The 22127-nt window shown below is 68.4% G+C and carries 20 protein-coding genes; 6 read left to right on the forward strand and 14 right to left on the reverse strand.

Features of this window, described 5'->3' with window-relative positions:
- Positions 1–124 precede the first annotated feature (124 nt).
- Positions 125–961 (reverse strand): hypothetical protein, encoded by an 837-nt coding sequence (locus AB0M24_RS45965; RefSeq protein WP_363781212.1) that lies wholly within the window; start codon positions 959–961, stop codon positions 125–127.
- Positions 958–1836: a hypothetical protein gene (locus tag AB0M24_RS45970; protein WP_363781214.1), complete on the reverse strand. Its 879-nt coding sequence runs from the start codon at positions 1834–1836 to the stop codon at positions 958–960. The genes AB0M24_RS45965 and AB0M24_RS45970 overlap by 4 nt, the downstream gene beginning before the upstream one ends.
- 221 nt (positions 1837–2057) lie before the next feature.
- On the opposite strand from AB0M24_RS45970, the gene AB0M24_RS45975 reads away from it, so the two are divergent.
- Positions 2058–2681 carry a hypothetical protein gene (locus AB0M24_RS45975; protein WP_363781216.1) on the forward strand — a complete coding sequence of 208 codons (624 nt, stop codon included), beginning with the start codon at positions 2058–2060 and terminating at the stop codon, positions 2679–2681.
- Entirely contained in the window at positions 2678–4285 is a 1608-nt protein-coding gene (locus AB0M24_RS45980; protein ID WP_363781218.1) for a serine/threonine-protein kinase, read from the forward strand. The genes AB0M24_RS45975 and AB0M24_RS45980 overlap by 4 nt, the downstream gene beginning before the upstream one ends.
- Here the strand turns inward: AB0M24_RS45980 and AB0M24_RS45985 are convergent.
- Positions 4272–4898, reverse strand: a complete 627-nt coding sequence (locus AB0M24_RS45985; RefSeq protein ID WP_363781220.1) for a TetR family transcriptional regulator — start codon at positions 4896–4898, stop codon at positions 4272–4274. The two genes, AB0M24_RS45980 and AB0M24_RS45985, sit on opposite strands and share 14 nt — an antisense overlap.
- A gap of 38 nt (positions 4899–4936) precedes the next feature.
- Here AB0M24_RS45985 and AB0M24_RS45990 point away from each other — a divergent pair, with 38 nt between their 5' ends.
- Entirely contained in the window at positions 4937–6076 is a 1140-nt protein-coding gene (locus tag AB0M24_RS45990) for a hypothetical protein (protein WP_363781222.1), read from the forward strand.
- On the opposite strand, the gene AB0M24_RS45995 is transcribed toward AB0M24_RS45990, so the two are convergent.
- The 3 genes from AB0M24_RS45995 to AB0M24_RS46005 form a co-directional block, all read right to left on the reverse strand.
- Entirely contained in the window at positions 6073–7347 is a 1275-nt protein-coding gene (locus tag AB0M24_RS45995) for a histidine kinase (protein WP_363781224.1), read from the reverse strand. The two genes, AB0M24_RS45990 and AB0M24_RS45995, sit on opposite strands and share 4 nt — an antisense overlap.
- A 132-nt stretch (positions 7348–7479) precedes the next feature.
- Entirely contained in the window at positions 7480–8109 is a 630-nt protein-coding gene (locus tag AB0M24_RS46000) for a DUF4360 domain-containing protein (RefSeq protein ID WP_363781226.1), read from the reverse strand.
- A gap of 78 nt (positions 8110–8187) precedes the next feature.
- Complete coding sequence (locus AB0M24_RS46005; protein WP_363781228.1) at positions 8188–8817, reverse strand: DUF4360 domain-containing protein; 630 nt, start codon at positions 8815–8817, stop codon at positions 8188–8190.
- Between the two features lie 194 nt (positions 8818–9011).
- On the opposite strand from AB0M24_RS46005, the gene AB0M24_RS46010 reads away from it, so the two are divergent.
- The gene (locus AB0M24_RS46010; RefSeq protein WP_363781230.1) at positions 9012–9401 is read left to right on the forward strand and encodes a response regulator; all 390 of its coding nucleotides are present in this window, start codon (positions 9012–9014) and stop codon (positions 9399–9401) included.
- Here the strand turns inward: AB0M24_RS46010 and AB0M24_RS46015 are convergent.
- Positions 9389–12289, reverse strand: coding sequence for a substrate-binding domain-containing protein (locus tag AB0M24_RS46015; protein WP_363781232.1), 2901 nt, complete (start codon positions 12287–12289; stop codon positions 9389–9391). The two genes, AB0M24_RS46010 and AB0M24_RS46015, sit on opposite strands and share 13 nt — an antisense overlap.
- 117 nt (positions 12290–12406) lie before the next feature.
- On the opposite strand from AB0M24_RS46015, the gene AB0M24_RS46020 reads away from it, so the two are divergent.
- On the forward strand, positions 12407–13201 hold the full coding sequence (locus tag AB0M24_RS46020) for a hypothetical protein (protein WP_363781234.1): 795 nt from the start codon (positions 12407–12409) through the stop codon (positions 13199–13201).
- Entirely contained in the window at positions 13198–13458 is a 261-nt protein-coding gene (locus tag AB0M24_RS46025; RefSeq protein ID WP_363781236.1) for a hypothetical protein, read from the forward strand. The genes AB0M24_RS46020 and AB0M24_RS46025 overlap by 4 nt, the downstream gene beginning before the upstream one ends.
- Here AB0M24_RS46025 and AB0M24_RS46030 read toward each other — a convergent pair.
- The 7 genes from AB0M24_RS46030 to tkt are packed head-to-tail and all read right to left on the reverse strand — an operon-like array spanning position 13442 to position 22057.
- Positions 13442–13873, reverse strand: a complete 432-nt coding sequence (locus tag AB0M24_RS46030; protein ID WP_363781238.1) for a GNAT family N-acetyltransferase — start codon at positions 13871–13873, stop codon at positions 13442–13444. The genes AB0M24_RS46025 and AB0M24_RS46030 overlap by 17 nt on opposite strands.
- A gap of 55 nt (positions 13874–13928) precedes the next feature.
- A complete protein-coding gene (gene pgl / locus AB0M24_RS46035; RefSeq protein WP_363781240.1) occupies positions 13929–14708 on the reverse strand; it encodes a 6-phosphogluconolactonase in 780 nt (259 codons plus the stop codon).
- The gene (opcA, locus tag AB0M24_RS46040) at positions 14705–15715 is read right to left on the reverse strand and encodes a glucose-6-phosphate dehydrogenase assembly protein OpcA (RefSeq protein ID WP_363781242.1); all 1011 of its coding nucleotides are present in this window, start codon (positions 15713–15715) and stop codon (positions 14705–14707) included. The genes pgl and opcA overlap by 4 nt, the downstream gene beginning before the upstream one ends.
- A complete protein-coding gene (zwf, locus tag AB0M24_RS46045) occupies positions 15712–17247 on the reverse strand; it encodes a glucose-6-phosphate dehydrogenase (protein ID WP_363781244.1) in 1536 nt (511 codons plus the stop codon). The genes opcA and zwf overlap by 4 nt, the downstream gene beginning before the upstream one ends.
- Positions 17244–18830, reverse strand: a complete 1587-nt coding sequence (locus AB0M24_RS46050) for a glucose-6-phosphate isomerase (protein WP_363781246.1) — start codon at positions 18828–18830, stop codon at positions 17244–17246. Before AB0M24_RS46050 ends, zwf begins: the two co-directional genes overlap by 4 nt.
- 25 nt (positions 18831–18855) lie before the next feature.
- Positions 18856–19968, reverse strand: a complete 1113-nt coding sequence (gene tal / locus AB0M24_RS46055; protein ID WP_363781248.1) for a transaldolase — start codon at positions 19966–19968, stop codon at positions 18856–18858.
- A gap of 4 nt (positions 19969–19972) precedes the next feature.
- Complete coding sequence (gene tkt, locus AB0M24_RS46060; RefSeq protein WP_363781250.1) at positions 19973–22057, reverse strand: transketolase; 2085 nt, start codon at positions 22055–22057, stop codon at positions 19973–19975.
- Positions 22058–22127 lie beyond the last annotated feature (70 nt).

The following is a 22127-nucleotide window of genomic DNA, read 5'->3' on the forward strand; positions in this document are numbered from 1 at the left end:
TCGACGAAAAGCGTGTCGAGTTGACACCCCTGACCTGGCGCGGCCAACGATCAGCCACGACTCGTGACGGGACCCACCCCACCCAGAGTGTTTGCCAACTGCAGCTCGGCTTCGCCTTCGCCTTTTAGCGGCGCAGGCCCGTGAACTGGCGTCTTAGCATGGCTGCGCCCACCAGCAGGAAGAAGAGCAGGACTACCAGGGTGCTGGTGGTGCCGCCTGAGCTGCTGGACAGGGTCACGTCCACGTTGCCCACCAGGACGATGCCGCATTCTGCTCGCACTGTGTGGCGGCCTGGCTCGATGTTCGTGAACTTCACCGGGCTCGTGAACTCGCCCTTGTCGTCGGCGACGGTCTTGCCGACCTCCTGGCCCAGCGACCGCAGAGTTACGGAGGCGCCTGTTGGGCAGCCCTTGCCGGTTGCCGTCAGGTCTTCGCCGGGCTGGATGTTGCCCTTGTCCAGGACCAGGACGCCGTCTCCCGGTGGTTCGGAGGCGGAGGACGTGCCTGAGGACGACGACGAGGGCGTGTCGGTGGTCGTTGTGGTGGCCGGTGGTGTCGTTGTGGTGGTGACGAGCGGCGGCCGCGTTGTGGTGGTGGGTGGCGGCTGCGTCGTGGTGGTCACCGGTGGGGGTGGGGTTACCTGGAACGTGTTGCGGGCCAGGTGGTTGCACTCGTCGTTCGCCGTGAAGACGTAGGTGCCTTCCTTGGTGCCTGGCGGGATGGTGGCGGCTACTGAGCCGTTGGCCGCGTAGGGGGCCGTCGTCAGGACTGCGCCTGCCCAGGTGATGCGGACTGTGCCCTTGCAGCGGATGAAGCCCGTCCAGGTGAAGGTCGTGCTGGAGCCCGCTGGGCCGGTGTTCGGGCTGGCTGTGACGGTCACCTGTTGTTGCGCGGCCACCGGCGTGGCGCTGAGGAGCGCTATGCCGGTGGCCAGTGCGACGGCCCAGCCTGCCGGTCTCATCTGCGCAAGCCCGTGAACTGGCGGCGGAGCATGGCTGCGCCGATCAGCAGGAAGAAGAGAAGTACGACAAGGGTGCTGGTGGTGCCGCCGGAGGAGCTGGACAGGGTCACGTCGACGTTGCCCACGAGGGTGATGCCGCATTCTGCTCGGACCTTGTGGCGGCCCGGCTCGATGCTCGCGAACTTCACTGGTGAGGTGAACTCGCCCTTGTCGTCGGCGGTGGTGGTGCCCACGGACTGGCCCAGCGAGGTGAGCTTGACCGGGGCGCCCTTGGGGCAACCCGTGCCGGTTGCGGTCAGGTCGTCGCCTGGCTGGATGTTGAGCTTGTCCAGGATCAGGATGCCGTCGCCCGCGCTGGTGAGGCCGTCGGTGGACGAGCTGGGGGTGTCCGAAGAGGACGACGGGGTGTCTGTCGTCGTCGTGGTGGTCACCGGGGGAGTGGTCGTGGTCGTGACGCCGGGTGGGCGCGTCACGGGCGGGTTGGTTACCGGCGGCTGAGTCACCGGGGGCTTGGTGACGGGCGGCTGGGTGGTCGGCGGTGGGGTGGTCGTCGTGGTCGGCGGGATTCGGACCGTGAAGGTGTTCGAGGCCGAGCCTGCCGGGCAGGAGGTTGCCTGGACCGTGACGCGGTGGCCACCGGCTGTGGCGTTGGAGGGAACCGTTGCCGAACCGGAACCCGTCCCGCGTCCCGAACCCGTGCCGCTGCCCACTACCGTCTTGCCGTCCCAGAGGACGCGCATCGCGTAGCTCGTGCAGTCGGGGTCGTAGAAGATCCCGGTCCACGTGAGCTTGAAGGCCGTTCCGGGGGCGCCGGCTGCCGGGCTCAGCGTGAGGGCTGGCGGCTGCTGGGCCGTTGCCGGTGTGGCGCTCAGCACCGTAACACCAGCAGCTATAGCCACGAGTAAGCCTAAAGACCGCATTCCCTCTCCCCGGGATCAGAACCTAAGGTGCGCTAGTGAGACGTCGCTTGACCGGTGCAGGTTTACTGCTGTGGTGCGGAATTATGCTGCTGCCGTCAACGGCGTCCGCACAGGACGGGTCGGTTCTGCTCGAGGCCGATGTGGACGGTAGGCCGGTTGGAGTAGGGACGCTGGTGTTGAACCCCGCGGATACCGCGCGGGTGTCCATCACGGTCCGCAACAACACGAACACCGTGCAGCGCGTGAAGACCGTGCGGATCAGCGGGACGGCGTTGGCGTTGACGTTCTTCACCTACGACACAACGGTTCCGTTCGACGTGCCGCCCAAGTCGTCGGAGACTCGGGCCTTCCCGTTGGAGCCGACGGATCTCGGGTCGCAGGCGCTTGGTCTCCTTCCAGTCACGGTTGAGGCCATCGACGTGCAACGGGACGTGATCGCGTCCGTGGAGACCACTGGCGACATCAAGGGGTCGCTGTGGTCGGTGTACGGGGCGTTCGGGTTGGGCGTGCTGGTGTTGACGGCGTTGTCGTGGGCCGGGGCGTTGATCGCGTTGGCTCGGCGCAGGTTGCCGGCGAACCGGTGGCAGCGGGCCATGCGCTTCCTGCCCGCCGGGATCGGGACCGGGCTCGTCGCGGTGATCTCGTTGTCGGTGCTGCGGTTGGTTGCGCCGTCGCCCACGGCGGAGATTCCGTTCATCGTGGGAGCCGCGGCCGCCGCGTTGCTTCTTGGCTATGTGACGCCGCATCCTGGTGAACAGATGCCACCGTCCGAAATGGATACCGTGAGGATTCAACGGTGACTTTGTCCAGTGTGGTCGCCGCCCTGCCGCAGTACGCCGTCGGCGAGCAGATCGGCGAGGGTGGGATGGGCGTCGTCTACGGGGGCGTGCATCGGCAGCTCGGGCGGCCCGTGGCGATCAAGCGGCTGCCGCACGCGGTGGCCGAGGACCCGCGGATGAGCGAGCGGTTCGAGCACGAGGCGCGGCTGCTGGCCCGGCTGGATCACCCGCACATCGTTCCGGTCTACGACTACGTGCGGCAGCAGGGCGAGCACCTGCTGGTCATGGAACGCCTCGACGGCGGCACGGTGTGGTCGCGGTTCGCCACGGACGGGCTGACGGCGCAGCAGTCATGTGCGCTGGTGCTGGCCACGCTGTCCGGGCTGCACGCGGCGCACGAGGCCGGGGTGCTGCACCTCGACGTGAAGCCCAAGAACCTGCTCTTCACCTCCAACGGGGTGGTGAAGGTGGCGGACTTCGGCATCTCGCAGGTGGTGTCGGAGGGTGCGACACTCGTGACGCACGGCGGCGCGGTGCTCGGCACGCCCGCCTACATCGCGCCGGAGCAGGCGATGGGCAACGCCTTGACGCCCGCCGCGGACGTCTACGCGACCGGCACGGTGTTGTACGAGCTGTTGTCGGGAGACTTGCCGTTCGAGCGCGGTGGCGGCCCCATCGCGATGATCCAGAAGCGGGTCTACCAGGACCCGCGGCCGTTGCAGAACGTGCCGGAACCCCTTGCGGGCGTGGTGATGCGCAGCATCGCGCGCGAGCCGGACGCGCGGTACCGCAACGCCGAGACGTTCGCGATCGACCTCGCCGGTGCGGCGGGGCACCTGTTCGGGCCGGACTGGCTGACGCGCCTGGGGATTCCGGTGCACCTGGCGCCGCAGGTGTCGGCGTCGTCCACACGGCCGTCGCTGCGGCCGGTCGAGCGCGACACGGTTTCGCTTACGCAGCAACCGATTCGCGCCACGCTCGTGGACCCGATCCCGGCCGCGCGGCTCAGCGGCAGCAGCACCCTGGTGCCGGCCGCGCAGGTGATCAAGCCGCCGTCGACGCCGTGGGCGCTGTGGCTGGTGGCCGCGGTCGCGTTGGTGGCGCTGGCGATCGTGCCGTTCGCGACGGGTGCGGTGCCGTCCAGGTCCATCACCCAGGACCTCGCGGCACCGGTGAACGTCGAGGGCAACCGGCTGACCGTGACGCTGGCGGGCATCCCGCTCGCGGACGTCACCGAGCGCGGGCCGGCCGGTTTCGTGCTGCCGGGCGCAACGCGGTGGATCGTCGGCGGCGTCGTGACGGCGAAGACGGACGGTCCGTGGGGGACGTTCGGGCTCGGGTCGGACCGGACGCCGTGGTTGAGCATCATGGGCACCGGCTCGGCGCTGCTGCTGCTCTTCACGTTCGCGTACTTGGAGTCGAACCTGCGGGCGCTGCGCAAGCGGCAGACCGGGGTGGCCGCCGTGATCGCGTCGGTGCCGCTCGGGTTCGGGTTCGGTCTGGCCGTGTGGCTGCTCGTGTCCGTGCTGCAGGCGAACGAACCGACGCTGCCCATCGCGCTCACGTGCGGTGTGCTGGGTGCGGCGGCGGCCATCAGCGCGTCGATCGCGTCTAAGCGGCCTTGACGGCCCGTTCGAACAGGTCCGCGAGCTCCTTCGCGTACTGAGAGACGTCGGTGTCCGGGCGAGCCATCAGCTCGCCCGGCGCGGCCTCCATCGCGCCGATGATCGACACCGCCATCACCCGCGGCGAGAACACCCGCAGCTCGCCTGCCTCCTGGCCCTCGCGGAACATGTCCTCCATCTCGGCGAGCGTCGCGGCGGCCTGCGCCTCGTACCACTCCCGCGCGGCCTGGGCGTCCCGTGCCGCACTGGCGATCTGCCCGATCGCGATCAGCTCGGCGGGGTGCTCCGAGCAGTAGTGCACGAAGCCCTCGATGAGGTGGCGGATGGCGGCGCAGTAGCTCTCGGCACCCTCGGCGCGCGCGCTCAACGCACGGTCCATCGAATCGTGCACGGTCTGCATGACCTGCTTCATCAACTCCTCGCGCTTGGCGAAGTGGTACGTGATGAGCCCCGGGCTGATGCCTGCACGTTGCGCGATCTGCACGAACGACGCCTTCGCATAGCCGATCTCCGCGATGGTCTCGATCGTCGCCGCCACGATCTGACCCCGCCGGGCGTCCTCGATGAAGCTCTTCCGCTTCTCCTGGTCGCCCGACCGATTTTCTGGTTGCATGACTAGTAGCCTAGTTGAGTAACTAGTCAGGGGGAAAGATGATCAGCAGACAGGGGTTTCTGAGGTCGCTCGTGGGCGCGGCGGCGCTCCTGGGGATGGGCGGGGGAACGGCTGCGGCGTCGGGTCAGAGGCGCGCGGCGGAGGCGGGCGCGGCGGCGGGGAGGTTGCGCGGGGGCGTCTGCTACGACACCGGGGTCCTCCACGCCGCGGGTGAGCCGCTGAGCCGAGTCCGCTGGAACCGGCACCTGCTGGAGCGCGAGATCCGCACCATCGCCGCGGAGTTGCGCTGCCCGTCCATCACGGCGTTCGGCAGCGACCTCGGCCGCCTGGCCGAGACCACGGACGCGGCGCTGCGCAACGGAGTGCAGGTCTTCGTCCAGCCCCGCCTCTACGACCACCCGCAGGAAGAAGTCCTCGCCCACCTCGCCGAAGCCGCCCGCGCCGCCGAGCGACAGCGCACGGGCGACAACGTCAAGTTCGTGACGGGCTGCGAGCACTTCCTGTTCACGCCGGGGATCCTGCCCGGAGCCACGTTCCTGGACCGGATCCGCGGCGTCGAGTCCATCCCGGAGACGGAGTGGCCCAAGATCATCGGCCGCTTCCGGGAGTTCCTCGGCAGGGCCGTCGACGTCACGCGACGCGAGTTCCGCGGCAAGATCACCTACGGCTCGGCGGCCGGTGCGGACGCGCTGTGGACCGACTGGTCGCTGTTCGACTTCGTGGGCCTCGACTACTACGAGCACTTCGCGACCGATGCGGAGTACACGGCGGATCTCGACCGCTACCGGTCGCGCTGGAACAAGCCGTTGATGGTCCTCGAGTTCGGCTGCTGCACCTTCACGGGTGCGGCCGAGGCGGGCGGCATGGGCTGGGACGTCGTCGACTTCGAGGCCGATCCGCCGGTGATCAAGCCGGGCATCGTGCGCGATGAACGCGAGCAGGCCGACCACGTCGCCCGGATGTTGCGCGTGTTCGACCAGGAGAAGGTCGCGGGCGCGCACCTGTACTCGGTGATCTCACCCGACCTGCCGCACAACCCGACGTGCCGCGACCGCGACCTCGACATCGCCGCGTACAGTCTGTTCAAGGCCGTGCGGGAGCGGTTCGACGACGAGAGCTCGCCGTACCGGTTGGAGCCCAAGCAGTCGTACCACGCGTTCAAACGGCACAACCGCTAGTCGGAGACCGTCCGCTGCTTCGGGAACGACGCCGACACGAGGAAGCCGCCTTCCTCGGTCGGTCCCGCGGAGAACTGGCCGCCGAGCAACGTGGCTCGTTCGCGCAGTCCGACGAGCCCGTGCCCACCGCTCGGCAGTGACGCTATCTGGGCGGACGACAGGGACAGACCGTCCGGCGGCGTGTTGCGCACCTCGACCAGGACGTCTTCCGTGCTGTCGTCCGCGTCCACGAGCACGGTCGCCGAAGCTCCGACGGCGTGCTTGCGGATGTTGGTCAGGGCCTCCTGCACCGTGCGGTACACGGCGCCGGACACGGGTGCGGTCAGTTCCTCCACCGGGCCCTTGACCTGCACGGACACCTCGAAACCGGCGTCGGCGGCCAGTTCGGGCAGCTCGTCCACGCCCGGCTGGCTGTCGTCGGTGGTGCGCAGCACGGACACGAGCTGACGGAGCTCGTCGAGAGTGCGCGTCGACAACATGCGGATGGTGCCCGCGACCTGCTTGTGCTCGGCGTTGGCCAAAGCCATGCGCAGCGCACCGGCCTGCATCGCGATGAGGCTGACCTGGTGCGAGACGACGTCGTGCATCTCGCGGGCGAGCTTTGCCCGTTCGTCCGCGCGGATGGCGTGCGCGTGCAGCACGCGTTCTCTCTCGCGGGACTCGGCCAGCTCGGCTATCCGGTTGGACAGTTCCTGCCGTGCGTGGGTCAGCAGGGCGATGGCGATCGGCAGGCCCGTGATGATGAAGCCACCGATCGCCGACGCGAAGTGGCCGTACGGCGGTCGGTCGATGAACTCGGACGGCGGCCACGCCATGAAGTAGCTCAGCCAGAACAGGACCGCGGCGACCCTGGTCTGCCAGGACGTCAGGTAGCGGCGCGCCACCGTGTAGAGCGCGATCATCGCGGCGAGCTGCGCGAAGCCGGTGAAGAAGCCGGGAATGGCCAGCAGGAGGACGAGGAACGGGAAGCGGCGCCGGCCGATGATCACGATCGCCGAGATCCACGACAGCACCTCGGAGTGCAGCGGCACCTCGGGCAGTCCGACCGGGTCGGCCTTGACCCACCGCATCCGCAGCCAGGCGTCGAGCAACGCGATCAGCACGAGTCCCACGTCGAGCAGGACCATGCGGTAGTCGCCGAGCCGCGACGTGCGCGAGCCGACCTCGGCGTCCGTTGCGCGCCGTGCCGGAAGCAGCGTGGTGGTCAGGATCCGGCCTCCCCTGTCAGGCGTTCGGTCCTCACCGTACTGCGTGTATGCCGCGGTTGGCATTGGCTGCCCCTTCACCCCGACCTGCCCCGTCACGGGGTTAGACGCCCACAGACGCGGATTGGTACGGCGCACCCCTCAGGTATGTGCTACCGCACACGCCCCGACGGGCGCGTGCGGTAGTCACGGCACTACTCAGGGACAGGTCTTCCAGGCGAAGTGGTAGGTCGTCTCCAGGTTGCCGTCGGTCGAGTCCATCGTCATGAAACTCGTCGTCGTGGCGGTGTTGGAGGTGCCGGCGTAGACCCGGAGCTCGGTGTTGATGTTGAAGTTCCGCTTCTCGCCACAGGGTGAGTAGACGATCGCGGCGACCTCGGTCGTGTCGGTGGCCTGCCAGTCGTCACTGACGGGGCCGTTGTACCGGTGGGAGATGGACTCCGTCTGGGACATGCCCTGGAAGTAGTAGTTGGCCTTCTCGATGGCGTAGGCGCCGCGCTCCAGGTGCGCGAAACCGCGGTAGTCGGCCGAGGCGATGCCGTAGGTGAAGCCCTGCGGCACGTTGACTCTCAGGTTGAGCTGGCAGTTCTTGCGCAGGTCCGTCGGCTTGGCACCGACGCCGACCTGGGCCAGGTAGTCGCTGTAGGTGACCGTGAAGGCCTTGTTGTCCTCGGAGACCGCGACGGCCGCCGTGCCCGCGGGGCAGCCCGAGCCGTTGATCGTGACGATGTCGATCGTGATGTGGTCGGGAGGCGGCGTCTCGTTCGGCGCGCCGGGCGGGATGATGATGGACGAGGCCAGCAGGGCAGCGGCAACCGCGTTGAGCATGGGACACCTTTCCAACGCAACTCGCAGGGTGGGGATGGCGGCGGTTGTGTGTGGGGTGGCGGCGGCCTTAGTTGTAAATCAGCAACGCTTCCACGAGAAGTGGTGCAGGGTGCGCACTTCTCCGCGCTGGTAGTCCATCGTCATGAAACTGTTTGTATTGGCATCCGAAGATCCCTTGTCAACGCGCAGGGAGCTGTTGACGTTGAGTCCCCTCTTTTCACCGCAGGGGGCCCAGACGATCTCCGAGAACTCGGTCCGGTGGGTGATCTCCCAGTTGTCGTCGAACGGCCCGTTGAAGGAGTGCTTCCACGTGGTGGTGGCCGATTGACCCTGGAAGTAGTAATTCACCGACTGGTGGCCGATGGCGCCGCGCTCGAGGTGCCCGTAGCCCGCGTAGGTCGCTTCCGCGATGCCGTACGAGAAGCCTTGTGGGACGTTGACCTGCAGGAGGAGCTGGCAGTTCTTCCTGAAGTCGGTCGCACCGGCACCCTTGCCGGCCTGGGCGAGGTAGTCGCTGTAGATCACCCAGAACGAGGTGTTGTCCGGTGAGACGATCACTTCGGCGGTGCCTTGCTTGCACCCGGATCCGTTCACCGTCACGACATCGATCGTCACCCGCTCCGAAGGAATCGCGTCAGCGGCCTGTGCGGGTGCGGACGACAATGTGAACAGCACGGCCAGAGCGGCTGCTGCCGTCGCTTTACGCATGAAGTTGGCCTTTCCTGGTGCCTCTTTCTCAGCGTGGAGCGGCAGCGGTGTCGCGAAGGTTAGCGCAGACCCTCAACCAATGGTGTGATCCAAATGGACGATGTCACTCTGGTGGAGCAGTTCGTGAAGAATTACCAAGAATTGTTGACGACCTGGTGCTGAGGGAACCAATAAGTTCCGGCATACTGACGCGCATGTCGCAAGCTGGGCTGGTGCTCGTGGTCGAGGACGAGGACCCCGTGCGGAGGTACACCGTCAGCCTGCTCGAGGAGCTCGGATACACAGTTCTGCAGGCCAGCGACGGTTCCGAGGCCATCGAGATCCTCCGCGAACGCAGCGCGGAGATCAGCGCGATGCTGCTCGACCACAGCATGCCGGGACTGTCCGGTGGCGAGGTGCTGGCGCAGCTGGAGAGCGAGGGCCTGAAGGTTCCCGTCGTGCTGACGAGCGGCCACGACCGAACATCGCTGGAGCGCCGGTTCGCCGGGCACGACGTCGCGGGGTACCTGCAGAAGCCGTTCCGCATCGAGAAGCTCGACGAGACCGTGCGCGCCGCCGTGGCGCGCCGGGCTCAGGCGTCCTGAAGTACCTCGCGCACCTTCTCCAGGAGCTCTGACTCCACGTACGGCTTGGTGATCAGCACCTCGTCGTCGAGGACCTCGTCCGTCGTGTAGCCGGACATGTAGATGACGGCGGGCGCGGCGCCGGTCGAGCGCAGCAGCCGGACCAGCTCGGGGCCGCCCATCTTCGGCATCACGACGTCGGTGAGCACCAGGTCGATCGTGCTGCGGTGAGCGGTCGCGAGCTGGAGCGCCTCCTGGCCGTCCGACGCCTCGATCACCGCGTAGCCGGCGGTCTCCAGCGACCTCTTGGTCATGATCCGCACCTGCGCGTCGTCCTCGACGAGGAGCACCGTGCCCGCTCCTTGGTGCGAGGTGGTGCGACGCGCGCACGGCGCTTCCGGGGTGCCATCGCGTTCGTGCGGCACCGGCAGGTAGACCTCGATGGTCGTGCCTCTGCCGGGTGCGCTGATCAGCTCGATCTGGCCGCCGGACTGCTGCACGATGCCGAACACCGTGGACAGGCCGAGGCCCGTGCCCTTGCCGACGGGTTTGGTGGTGAAGTACGGCTCGAACACCTGCGCCTGCACGTCCGGCGCCATGCCCGCGCCGGTGTCCTGGACGCGCATCACGACGTACTCGCCGGGCCTCACGCCGACGATCCGGCCGGTCTTGCCGGGGCCGAGCGTGGCGTCGGCGATGGAGACCCGCAGCGTGCCGCCGTCGGGCATCGCGTCGCGGGAGTTGACCGCGAGGTTGAACAGGATCTGCTCGACCTGACCCGCGTCCGCCCACACGCGTGCGACGTCGCCCGGCAGGTCCAGCTCCAGCTCGATGTGGTCGCCGACGAGCGTCCGCAGCATCGAGTGGACCTTGGTGAGGTTGTGCCTGAGGTCGAGCGACTCCGGGTGCAGGACCTGCTGGCGGGTGAACGCGAGCAGCTGCCTGGTGAGGTTCGCGGCTCGTTCGCCGGCGTGCCTGATGTCCTCTATCGCCGTGCGCCTCGGGTCGTCCTGAAGGGTGCGTCGCAGCAGCATCTCGCTGTTGCCGTTCACGACCGTGAGGATGTTGTTGAAGTCGTGCGCGATGCCACCGGTCAACCGGCCGATGGCCTCCATCTTCTGCGCGTGGCGGAGCTGGGCTTCGGTCTCGCCGACGCGTTCTTCGAGCCGAGCGCGCGCGTCCTTCAGTTCCTGCATCAGCCTGATGCCTCGCAGCGCGCTGCTGAGCTGCTGCTGCACGGCCTCGTAGATCCAGCCGGGTTCCGGGCCCTGCTCGAAGATCGCGTACCCGAGGTGGTCCTCGTCGGTGTACAGAGGAACGCACATCGCGCTGAACGGCTGCTCTCGGCGGAACGGGTACGGCGTCAGGTTGATGGCGGGGAACGGGCTCGTGAGGTGGTCTTTGAGCTGACCGTCCTCGTACCGCACGAGCGCGCGCGCCGTGCCCGCGGTGTCGTACGCCATGACGTGACAGCCGGGGATGCCGAGCCGGGGGAGCTCTTCGGTCAGCGCGTTCGTCAGCTCGTCGACGTCTCTCGACGCGATGAGCCGTTGGCCTGCTTCGCGCACCGTCTGGTCGTGGCGCTCGTGCGACAGGTACTTGAACCGTGCGTCCGTGGCGAACGCATCGCCGACGAGGAGTTGCACGCGCAGCCACAGGTCGTTGATGAGCGTGGCGTCGCTGATCCGTGCCGTCACGAACCGATGGAGGTCGAACAACGGCGGCCACCAACGCTCCGGTTCGCACCCGGCGCGCGCACTCGCCCTGATGTACGCGGCGAGCAGCTTGAGGAACTCGGCGCCCTCGACTTCTCCGCGCCCTGCCGCCATCAACTCGACGATGAGCTGCTCGGCCCAGCCTTCCGGCAGCCGCGTCGAGGGCGGTCCGAGCGAGCTGCGCAGATGGTCCGCGACCGTCGCCGCCGTCGCGGACTCGGAGATGTTGAGCCGTCCGTGCGCGGGGGCGTGGTCGCCGAGCCCGGACGGCAGGCAGCCGCACGACCTGCGCACGATCAGCTCGGTCGGCATGGTCTGCCTGGGCAGCGTGGGTTCGCCTCGGACGAGCGCCAGCGCCAGTTCCGCGGCACGCACGCCCATCTCGTGGAACGGCGCCCTGACCGTGGTGAACGCGGGCGTCGCGGCGTCTATGTTGACCTCGCGGTGCACCCGGTCCGGCGGCCCGTCGCCCGTGGCCGTGATGTAGCCGAGGTCGTGCGTGCGGACGTTGGTGTGGTTGTCGTACCCGACGACCGCGATGTCCTCCGGCGTGCGGAACCCCAGCTCCTCCAGCGCGGACACGACCCCGATGGCGTAGTCGTCGTTGGCGGCGGCGATGGCGTCCGGCGGCTCTTCGAGGTGGGCGATCATCTTCCGGACGGCGTCGGCCGCGCCGCTCGGTTCCCAGATGAACGAGCCGGGCATCGTGATCAGCTCGGGGTCGAACGCGATGCCGTGCTTGGCGAGCGAGTCGCGGTACCCCTGGTAGCGCTCCTGGGCCCCCGCATGCGTTTGCGGCCCTCGGACGAACGCGATCCTCCTCTTGCCGTGCACCTCGATCAGGTGGTCAACGGCCTGCTCCATGCCGTCCTGGTTGTCCATGAGGATGGTCGGCCACTGCGCGAGGGAGGTCTCCACACTCACCATCGGCATCGGCGCGTACCGCTTCACGTACTCCTGCATGCCGTTGGAGCCGATGAGCTGCCCCACGCGCGTAGTCCACACCACGAGCGCATCGATCCGATTGGGCGAGATGAGGTCGTAAACCGTGTTGGCCCGCCGCTTGTGCAGGTCCGGGTGGTCCAGTTCGCTGCCGACGAAACAGAGCAGGTCACACCCGAGTAGCTGGGCGCCGTCGCTGACACCGCGCCACTGCTCGCCCGCGAGCTCGATGAGCGGGCCAGCGGTGATCATCCCGATGGTGGGACGTCGCTTCGGACTGCCGTTCGCCACAAAACCCCCGCTACTCAACGCGATTCGGGATGATACGCGTTGTCGGGGGGAATGCCTGCCGTGTTACCAGGGGGATTGGTGAACGCTGTGCTGGACGGTCTCGCGTCCAACCCCGCGCTGCCTTCGTCCTTGCTCTCGCGCGTGGTCGTGCTGGCGGACGGCGTCCTGGCCCTGACGCTGGCCCGCCGATCCGACCTCTCCGGTGCTCACGTCCAAGCTTTGCTGGCTTTGGGCGACGCGGACGTCGTGGCCGCACTGCTGGAAGAGGGCTGGGTGCACCCGTCCGCCGTGCCCGTTCTGGATGTTTGGACGGCGCTCGTCGTGGCCGAGCACCCGGACGCCCCGCCGGACCTGGTGCGCTCGCTGGCTGTTCACCCCGACCCGGTGGTCCGCATCCGGCTGGCGCGCCTCGGTTGTCTGCCTGCGGATGTGGCTCGGATTTTGGCCCGCGACCCGGACAGCCGAGTCGCCGCCGCGCTCTTCAGCAGGGTTGAGCAGCCTTCTGTTCGTGCGGAACCCGACCTGACCGTCGTCGAGATCCGGTCGCTGGTCGCCTCGGAGGGATCGGCCGCGTACGTTCGGGCGGCCCGGAGTCCGCAGTGTCCGCCTGACCTGTTGCACCTGATGGCCTCGCGGACTGAGGAAGGGGAGGTGCTTCGGGCAGTTGCTCGAAATCCGCACACCTCTGGGGAGACGTTGTTGTTGTGCTTGGGGGATGCGCAGGCCCGGCACCTCGCCGCGGCGCATCCTCGTCTGCCGGTGCCGATGATCGTGAAGATGCTGGGCAGTGAGTTCACGGCGGGGCCGGCGGCGTCGAACCCGTCGTTGCCGGTCGAGGTGATGGAAGAACTGCTTCTGGGGGTGGAGTCGTGACCGAGCCGACCGAGTACTTCCTTCTGGTGTGCGAGGACGAGGTGATCCATCCCGACGTGTTCGTGGCCGAGGACCCCAGCACGTCGCCGGTCGCCTTGTTCCGTCTTACTTCACACGACGACAGGTCCGTCCGGCTCGCCCTCGCCAGTCGGCGGGATCTGCCGCGCAAGGCCTACGAGCGGCTGGTCGACGATCCCGATCCTGAAGTGGCCGAAAGGGCTCGGACCGTCGTGCGGCGCCTCAGGCCCACCACTTGATGAGGTTCGTCTGCTCCTTGCGGACCTCGTACCCGTGAGCCGCGTAGAACTCCCGCGCGTCCACCCGGTTGTGCCCGGTCACCAGGCGCACCCCGCAGGCACCGTCGGCCCGCGCCCACTCCTCGCCGGCCGCGAGCAAACGCTTTCCCACCCCGCGACGTTGGTGCGAAGGCGCGGTGGCGAGCGTGATCAGGTTCTTCAGCGGGCGGTGGTAGGTGTTCTCGTAGTCGCTGAGCTGGATGTAGCCGAGCACCTCAGGATCCACCGCCACGAACAGGACCACGTTGGGCGCCTTGATGATCCGCTCCAGCTGGGCGCGCGTGTCGGCGAGCGGGAAGTCGTAGCCCAGGGCCGAGCGGTTGATGTCGCAAATGGACGGAGCGTCGGACAGCCGCACCGGACGTACCGAAATCATGTTTCCCCCAAAGAAAAACGGCCCCTCAGGAAGCCTGAGGGGCCGCGAAAAACGGTCAAGCCAGCGGTGGCTTGAACAGAGCAGGCACCTTCGAGGCTGCCGCGTCGTCCAGCAGCCACAACGTGCGGCGGCGACCGGTGGCTCCGGCGGCCGGCAGTTGTACCTCGCCCGCACCAGACAAAGCCATCGCCACCGCGGCGGCCTTCGCCGCACCGGTGGTCATCAGCCAGACCTCCTGGGCGCACCGCACCGACGCGAGGGTCAGCGAGACGCGCGTGGGAGGGGGCTTCGGGCAGTTGCGGACGGCGACAACGGTCCGCTCCTTCTCGTACACGGCAGGAGAAGCGGGGAAGACCGAGGCCACGTGGCCCTCCTCGCCGACGCCCAGCATGCAGACGTCGAACGTGGGCACGTCGCTGTGGTCCTCGGGACGCGCCAGAGAGGCCAGCAAAGACGCGTACTCAGCAGCCGCGGCTTCCGGGTCGTCGCCGAACTTGCCGTCCGAAGGCTCCATCACGTGGACGCGCGAGGGATCCACCGGCACGTGGTCCAGCAGAGCCGCACGCGCCTGCGTCTCGTTGCGATCGGGATGGCCCGAGGGCAGGAAGCGCTCGTCGCCCCAGTACAGGTCGACGCGCGACCAGTCCACGGCGTCGCGGGCTCCGTTGCGGTTCAGGTGTTCCAGGACCGCGGTGCCCGTGCGGCCGCCGGTGAGCACGACCGACGCGTAGCCGCGGGCGGCTTGGGCGTCGACCATGCGGGTCACCAGGCGGGCCGCCGCGGCGGCGGCCAGGAGGTCGCCGTCGCGGTGCACCACCACTTGCGGATTGCTCACGAAGTCGCCTTCGCCTTGGGCTTCTTCGCGACAGGAGCCTTGCCGTTGGCCTCCGCCGCGGGAGCTTCCTCCGGCTTCGAAGGCGTGCGGCCGCGCGAGATCTTCGACAGCGACTTCAGAGCGGCGGCGTAGACCTCGTCCGGGTCCAGGCGGCGCAGTTCCTCGGCCAGGCAGTCGCGGATCGAACGACGCTGCAGAGCCACCCGCCGCGACGGCTGGCCGGGCTGCGAGAGCGTGCCCACCTTGCCGTCCGGGCGGATCAGGTCGACGGCACCGGACGCGCGGTCCAGCTTCACCTGCACGATGCCTTCGCCCGAGGTCGCCTTGAAGCGCTTGGCCGGGACGTGCAGCTTGTCCGTCAGCCACGCCGCCAGCAGGTCGGTGGACGGCGAGTCGGCCTCACCGGTCACCTCGGCCTCGGTGATCTTCTCGTACGGCGGCAGGTCCAGCGACGCGGCGAGCATGGCGCGCCACAACGTCAGACGCGTCCACGCCAGGTCCGTGTCGCCGGGCGCGTAGTGCGCCTTGCGCGCTTCCAGGGCCTTGATCGGGTTCTTCTCGGCCGCGGCGTCGGTGATCCGGCGCTGGGCGAGCTGGCCGATCGGGTCCTTCGACGGGGACACGGGAGCGTCGAACGGCCACCACGCCACGACCGGGGTGTCCGGCAGCAGCAGCGGCATGACGCACGAGGCGCCTTCCTTGGCCAGTTCGCCATAAAGCCTCAAAACAACCACTTCTGAGGCTCCCGCGTCGCCACCCACGCGGATCTGCGCGTCCAGGCGAGGAGCCGCCTGACGAGCACCGCGGGCCACGACGATCACGCGACAGGGGTGCTCGCGCGAGGCGTCGTTGGCCGCGTCGATCGCGGCGTCGGTGCGCTGGCCGTCCTCGGTCACGATGACGAGGGTCAGCACGCGACCGAGAGTCGTCGCACCACCTTCGTCCCGCAGCCGGACCAACCGCGAGTTGATCTGGGACGTGGTGGTCGAGGGCAGGTCGATGATCACGGACGCCTCCAGTGCCTTCCGGTCCGAGCCGTCATCGCGTCCGCCGACGGCGGCCCCCACGTACCGGCCTTGTACTTCTCGAGTGCGGGCTCGTCCTTGCGCGCCCAGAAGTCCAGCACGGGGTCGAGGATCTCCCAGGAGAGCTCGACCTCGTCGTTCTTCGGGAACAGCGACGGCTCACCGAGCAGCACGTCCAGCAGCAGCCGCTCGTAGGCCTCCGGCGACGACTCGGTGAACGAGTGGCCGTAGCCGAAGTCCATCGTGACGTCGCGGACCTCCATCGTGTTCCCCGGCACCTTCGAGCCGAACCGGATCGTCACGCCCTCGTCCGGCTGCACGCGCACGACCAGGGCGTTCTGGCCCAGTTCCTCGGTCGCGGTGTCGTCGAACGGCAGGTGCGGCGCCCGCTTGAACACCACGGCCACCTCGGTGACGCGACGGCCCAGGCGCTTGCCGGTGCGCAGGTAGAACGGCACCCCGGCCCAGCGACGGGTGTTGATCTCACACGTGATCGCGCCGAACGTCTCGGTCTTCGAGTCGGGCGAGAAGCCGCCCTCCTCCAGCAGACCGGGCACCTTCTGACCGCCCTGCCAGCCACCGGTGTAGACGCCGCGCGAGGTCGTCTCCTCGAACGGCTCCGCGGGACGCGTGGCCGAGAGGATCTTCACCTTCTCCGCGCGCAGGTCGGCCGGCTTGAACGAGACCGGCTCCTCCATCGCGATCAAGGCCAGAAGCTGCAGCAGGTGGTTCTGGATGACGTCGCGCGTCGCGCCGATGCCGTCGTAGTACCCGGCGCGGCCACCGAGACCGATGTCCTCGGCCATGGTGATCTGCACGTGGTCGACGTAGTTCGAGTTCCAGATGGGTTCGTACAGCTGGTTCGCGAACCGCAACGCCAGGATGTTCTGCACGGTCTCCTTGCCGAGGTAGTGGTCGATGCGGAACACCGACTCCTCGGGGAAGACCTCGTTGACCGTCTTGTTCAGCTGCTTGGCCGACTTGAGGTCGTGACCGAACGGCTTCTCGATGACGACCCGGCGCCACTGGTCCTGCGAGGTCTGGGCGAGACCCGCGCGCTTCAGCTGGTTGATCACCGTCGGGAACGCACTCGGCGGGATCGACAGGTAGAACGCGTGGTTGCCACCCGTGCCGCGCTCGGCGTCCAGAGCGGCCAGACAAGAGGCCAGGTTGTCGAACGACTGGTCGTCGTCGAACGTGCCCTGGACGAACCGGATGCCCTCGGCGAGCTGCTGCCACACGGCCTCGTTGAACGGCGTGCGCGCGTGCTCGCGGACCGCGTCGTGCACGACCTGCATGAAGTCCTGGTCGGCCCAGTCGCGGCGGGCGAAGCCGACGAGACCGAAGCCCGGCGGCAGCAGACCCCGGTTCGCGAGGTCGTAGATGGCGGGCATCAGCTTCTTGCGCGACAGGTCACCGGTGACACCGAAGATGACCAGCGCGCTCGGGCCCGCGATGCGGGGCAGGCGCTTGTCGCGCGCGTCCCGCAGCGGGTTGCGCCACTTGTCGGTCACGAACCGTCCTCCTGGACTGCCTCGACGAGCTGGGCCAGACCTGCGATGCGGTCTTCGAGGTGAAGCCGCAGCACTGGGCGACCGTGTTCGACCAGCACCTGACCGTCGCCGAGCGCCTGCGCGAGCTGCAGCTGCGCCAGCGTGTACGGCCGGCCGGGCACCTCCAGGTCGTCGCCGGACTCGCCGGTGATCTGGATGAACACGCCGTTCTGGTGACCGCCCTTGTGGTACTGGCCGGTCGAGTGCAGGAAACGCGGACCCCAGCCGAACGTGGTCTGCAGGTGCGTCCTCTTCGCGATCTCCGCACGGAGCAGCTCGAACGACGCGTCGTCGATCCTGTCCAGGTACGCCTGAACCGCGATGTAGCCGTGGTCGGGCGCCACCTCGACCAGGGCCGCGAGCGCCTCGGCGATGGTGTTGACCTTGCGCGGGGCCCAGTCCGTGCCGTGGCCCTCGACCGGTCCGTCCACAAAGGACGGCACGGTGGCGGCGACGGCCGGCGCGTCCAGCAGCGCGCGGGAGGCCTTCTTCGCGGCCTCCACGTCCGGCTGGTCGAACGGGTTGATGCCGAGCACCCGGCCGACGAGCGCGGTCGCGTACTCCCACAGCAGGAACTGCGCGCCGAGCGGACCCTCGACCGCGACGTGAGCCGACCCGGTGGCCGGTCCGATCGCGACGGTCGTGGCGTCCGAACGTGCGTTCACGAAGCCTTCCGCCCCGGGGCCCTCGACGACCACGGGAAGCAGGCCGGTGCCGTTCTTGCCGGTCGACTCGGCGATCAGCTGCTCGGCCCAGTCGCCGAAGCCCTTGATGCCCGAACCGGTGTCGGCGAACACGACCTTCTCGGCACCGTGCGCGTGCGCGGCACCGAAGATCGCGGCCAGCACGACCGCGGGGTTCTCGACCGAGTCCTGCGACAGGATCTTGGCCTCGGCCGCGGCGTCGTCGAGCAGCTCCTCGACGTTCGCACCGGCCAGGTACGACGGCACGAGACCGAACGCGGTCAGCGCCGAGTAACGGCCACCGACGTGCGGGTCGGCCAGGAACACCTTCCGGTAGCCCGCGGCCTCGGACGCCTGCTGCAACGGCGAACCGGGGTCGGTGACGACCACGATGCGCGACGCGGCGTCGATGCCCGCGTCGGTGAAAGCCTGCTCGAAGATCCGGCGGTGGCTGTCGGTCTCGACAGTGCCACCGGACTTGGACGACACCACGATCACCGTGCGCTCGAGGTCACCGGCGAGCGCGTCGGCGACCTGGGCGGGATCGGTGGTGTCCAGCACGACCAGCGGAACACCGGCGGTCCGCGTGATCACCTCGGGGGCCAGCGACGAGCCGCCCATTCCGGCGAGGACGACGCGGTCGACGCCCTCCGCGTGCAGTTCCTCGCGCAGAGCCACGAGCTCGGGGAGCAGTGAACGGGACGTGTCGTGCAACGTCGTCCACGAGAGACGAATGCTCGCCTCGGACTCGGCTTCCGGCCCCCACAGGGTCGGGTCCTGCGCGGTCAGCTTGCTCGGCACCGAATCCGCGACCAGGTCAGCAGCGATGGTGCTGACCTGGTCGGCGTTCGGTGACCTCACGATGTCGACGGAGGTCACTTGGTAATCAGCCCTTCAGTTGAGCCAGTTGGTTCGTCACCGTCTCGAGCAACTCTTCCCAGGACTTCTCGAACTTCTCGACACCCTCGGTCTCGAGGACCTTGAACACGTCCTCGAGGTCGATTCCCACGGCGGCGAGCTGGTCGAACACCTCCTGGCCCTCAGCGGCGCGTCCGGTGACCGTGTCACCGACGATCTTGCCCCCGTCGGCCACGGCGTGCAGCGTCTTCTCCGGCATCGTGTTCACGACGTCGTTCACGACGAGCTGGTCGACGTAGAGGGTGGGGGAGTAGCTGGGGTCCTTCACACCGGTCGACGCCCACAGCGGACGCTGCGCGTTGGCACCGTCGGCCTTGAGCGCCTCCCAGCGCGCGCCCTGGAACGTCTTCTCGAACGCGCCGTAGGCGATCCACGCGTTGGCCAGAGCAGCCTTGCCGCGCAACGCCTTCGCGTCCTCCGAGTCGATCTGGCCCAGGCGCTTGTCGATCTCGGTGTCCACACGCGACACGAAGAACGACGCGACGGAGTGGATCGAGCGCAGGTCGTGGCCGTTCGCCTTGGCCTGCTCCAGACCGGCGACGTAGGCGTCCATGACCTGCTGGTAGCGCTCGGTGGAGAAGATCAGCGTGACGTTCACGCTGATGCCCTCGGCGATCACCTTCGTGATCGCGGGCAGGCCCTCCAGCGTGGCCGGGATCTTCACCAGCAGGTTCGGGCGGTCGACGGCCTTCCACAGGTCCTGCGCCTCGGCCACGGTCTTGTCCGTGTCGAACGCCAGGCGCGGGTCGACCTCGATGGAGACGCGGCCGTCCACACCGTGCGTCGAGGTGTAGATGTCGCGGAACTTGTCGCACGCGTTGCGCACGTCCGTCGTCGTGACCTCGCGGATGGTGGCCTCGGTGTCGGCACCGCGGGCCGCCAGCTCGCCCATCTGCTCGTCGTAGGACGAGCCCTTCGACAGCGCGCCCGCGAAGATCGTCGGGTTCGTCGTGACGCCGACGACGTTCCAGTCGCGGATCAGCTCGTCCAGGTTGCCGCTGGTGAGCCGTTCACGGGACAGGTCGTCGAGCCAGATCGAGACTCCGGCGGCGGAGAGTGCTTCGAGATGCGGCTTGCTCACTTGCTTAACCCCTCACTCGGTCAAGGGAACGGCGTGCGGCGGCGACGACGTTCTCCGTCGTGAAGCCGAACTCCTTGAACAACGTCTGGTAGTCGGCCGAGGCGCCGAAGTGCTCGATCGACACGATCTCGCCGGCGTCACCGACGTAGCGGTACCACGGCTGGGCGATGCCCGCCTCGACCGCGACTCGAGCCTTCACGGACGACGGGATGACCGACTCGCGGTACTCGGCGTCCTGCTTCTCGAACCAGTCGATCGACGGCATGGAGACCACACGCACTGCAACGCCCTCGGCCTGCAGAACCTTTCCGGCCTCGTGTGCGATCTGCAGCTCGGAGCCCGTGCCGATGATCACGATCTCGGGGTTCTCGTCGCCGTAGAGCACGTAACCGCCGCGCTTCACGCCCTCGTACGAGGTGCCTTCCAGCGTCGGCACGTTCTGGCGGGTGAGCGCGAGACCGACCGGGCCGGTCTGCTCCAGCGTCGCCTTCCACGCGTAGGACGTCTCGTTGCCGTCGCCGGGGCGCACGACCGAGAAGTCCGGGATGGCGCGCAGGGCCGCGAGGTGCTCGATCGGCTGGTGCGTCGGGCCGTCCTCGCCGAGACCGATGGAGTCGTGCGTCCACACGTACGTCACCGGCAGCTTCATGATCGACGCCAGGCGCACCGACGGGCGCATGTAGTCGGAGAAGACGAGGAACGTGCCGCCGAACGGGCGGGTCGGGCCGTGCAGGGCGATGCCGTTGAGGATCGCGCCCATCGCGTGCTCGCGGACACCGAAGTGCAGCACGCGGCCGTACGGGTCGGCGCTCCACATGCCCGTGGAGATCTCCGCCGGGCCGAAGGACTTGGCGCCCTTGATGGTCGTCAGGTTCGACTCGGCGAGGTCGGCGGAACCGCCCCACAGCTCGGGCAGCTTGCCCGCGAGCGCGTTGATGACCTCACCGGAGGCCTTGCGGGTCGGCACGCCCTTCGCGTCCACCGGGTACACCGGCAGGTCCGCGTCCCAGCCCTCGGGCAGCTTGCCGGACAGCAGGCGGTCCAGCAGGTCCTTGCGCTCGGCGTTCGCGTCCGCCCACGCCTCGAACGTCTTGGTCCACTCGGCCTTGGCGTGCTCGCCGCGCTTCACGACGTCGCGGGAGTGCGCGAGCACCTCGTCGCTGACCTCGAAGGTCTGCTCCGGGTCGAAGCCCAGGATCTCCTTGGTGGCCTTGACCTCGTCGGCGCCCAGCGCGGCACCGTGCGCGGCACCGGTGTTCTGCTTGTTCGGCGCCGGGTAGCCGATGATCGTGCGCAGCAGGATGAACGACGGCTTGTCCGTGACGGCCTTGGCCTTCTCGACCGCCTCCAGGATGCCCTTGACGTTCTCGCCGGACTCGACGACCTGGACGTGCCAGCCGTAGGCCTCGTAGCGCTTCGCGGTGTCCTCGGACAGCGCGATCGTCGTGTCGTCCTCGATCGAGATCTTGTTGTCGTCGTAGAAGACGACCAGGTTGCCCAGCTGCTGCGTGCCCGCGAGCGACGAGGCCTCGGAGGTGACGCCCTCCTCGATGTCACCGTCGGAGGCGATCACGTAGACGTGGTGGTCGAACGGGCTCTGACCCGGCGCGGCCTCCGGGTCGAACAGGCCGCGCTCGCGGCGGGCGGCCATGGCCATGCCGACGGCGGAGGCGAGACCGGAGCCCAGCGGGCCGGTCGTGATCTCGACGCCCTTGGTGTGGCCGTGCTCCGGGTGGCCGGGGGTCAGCGAGCCCCACGTGCGCAGCGCCTTCAGGTCGTCCAGCTCCAGGCCGTAGCCGGAGAGGAACAGCTGCACGTACAGCGTCAGGCTGGAGTGGCCGGCGGACAGCACGAAGCGGTCGCGGCCGAGCCACGCCGGGTCGGCCGGGTCGTGCACCATCACGCGCTGGAACAGCGTGTACGCCAGCGGCGCGAGGCTCATGGCGGTGCCGGGGTGCCCGTTGCCGACCTTCTGCACCGCGTCCGCCGCGAGCAGTCGGGCGGTGTCGACGGCGCGCTTGTCCAGCTCCGTCCAGTCGTCAGGCAGATCGGCCTTGGTGAGCCGGGTGATGTCGTCGGTGACGGTCACGGACTTACAGCTCCAAACTTGTCGCTCGGACGGGCAGGCTTGATCGATCCCGAACGGCCTGGCCCGCATG

Origin of the sequence: Lentzea sp. NPDC051838, assembly GCF_040681245.1 — a bacterium.
GTDB lineage: Bacteria > Actinomycetota > Actinomycetes > Mycobacteriales > Pseudonocardiaceae > Lentzea.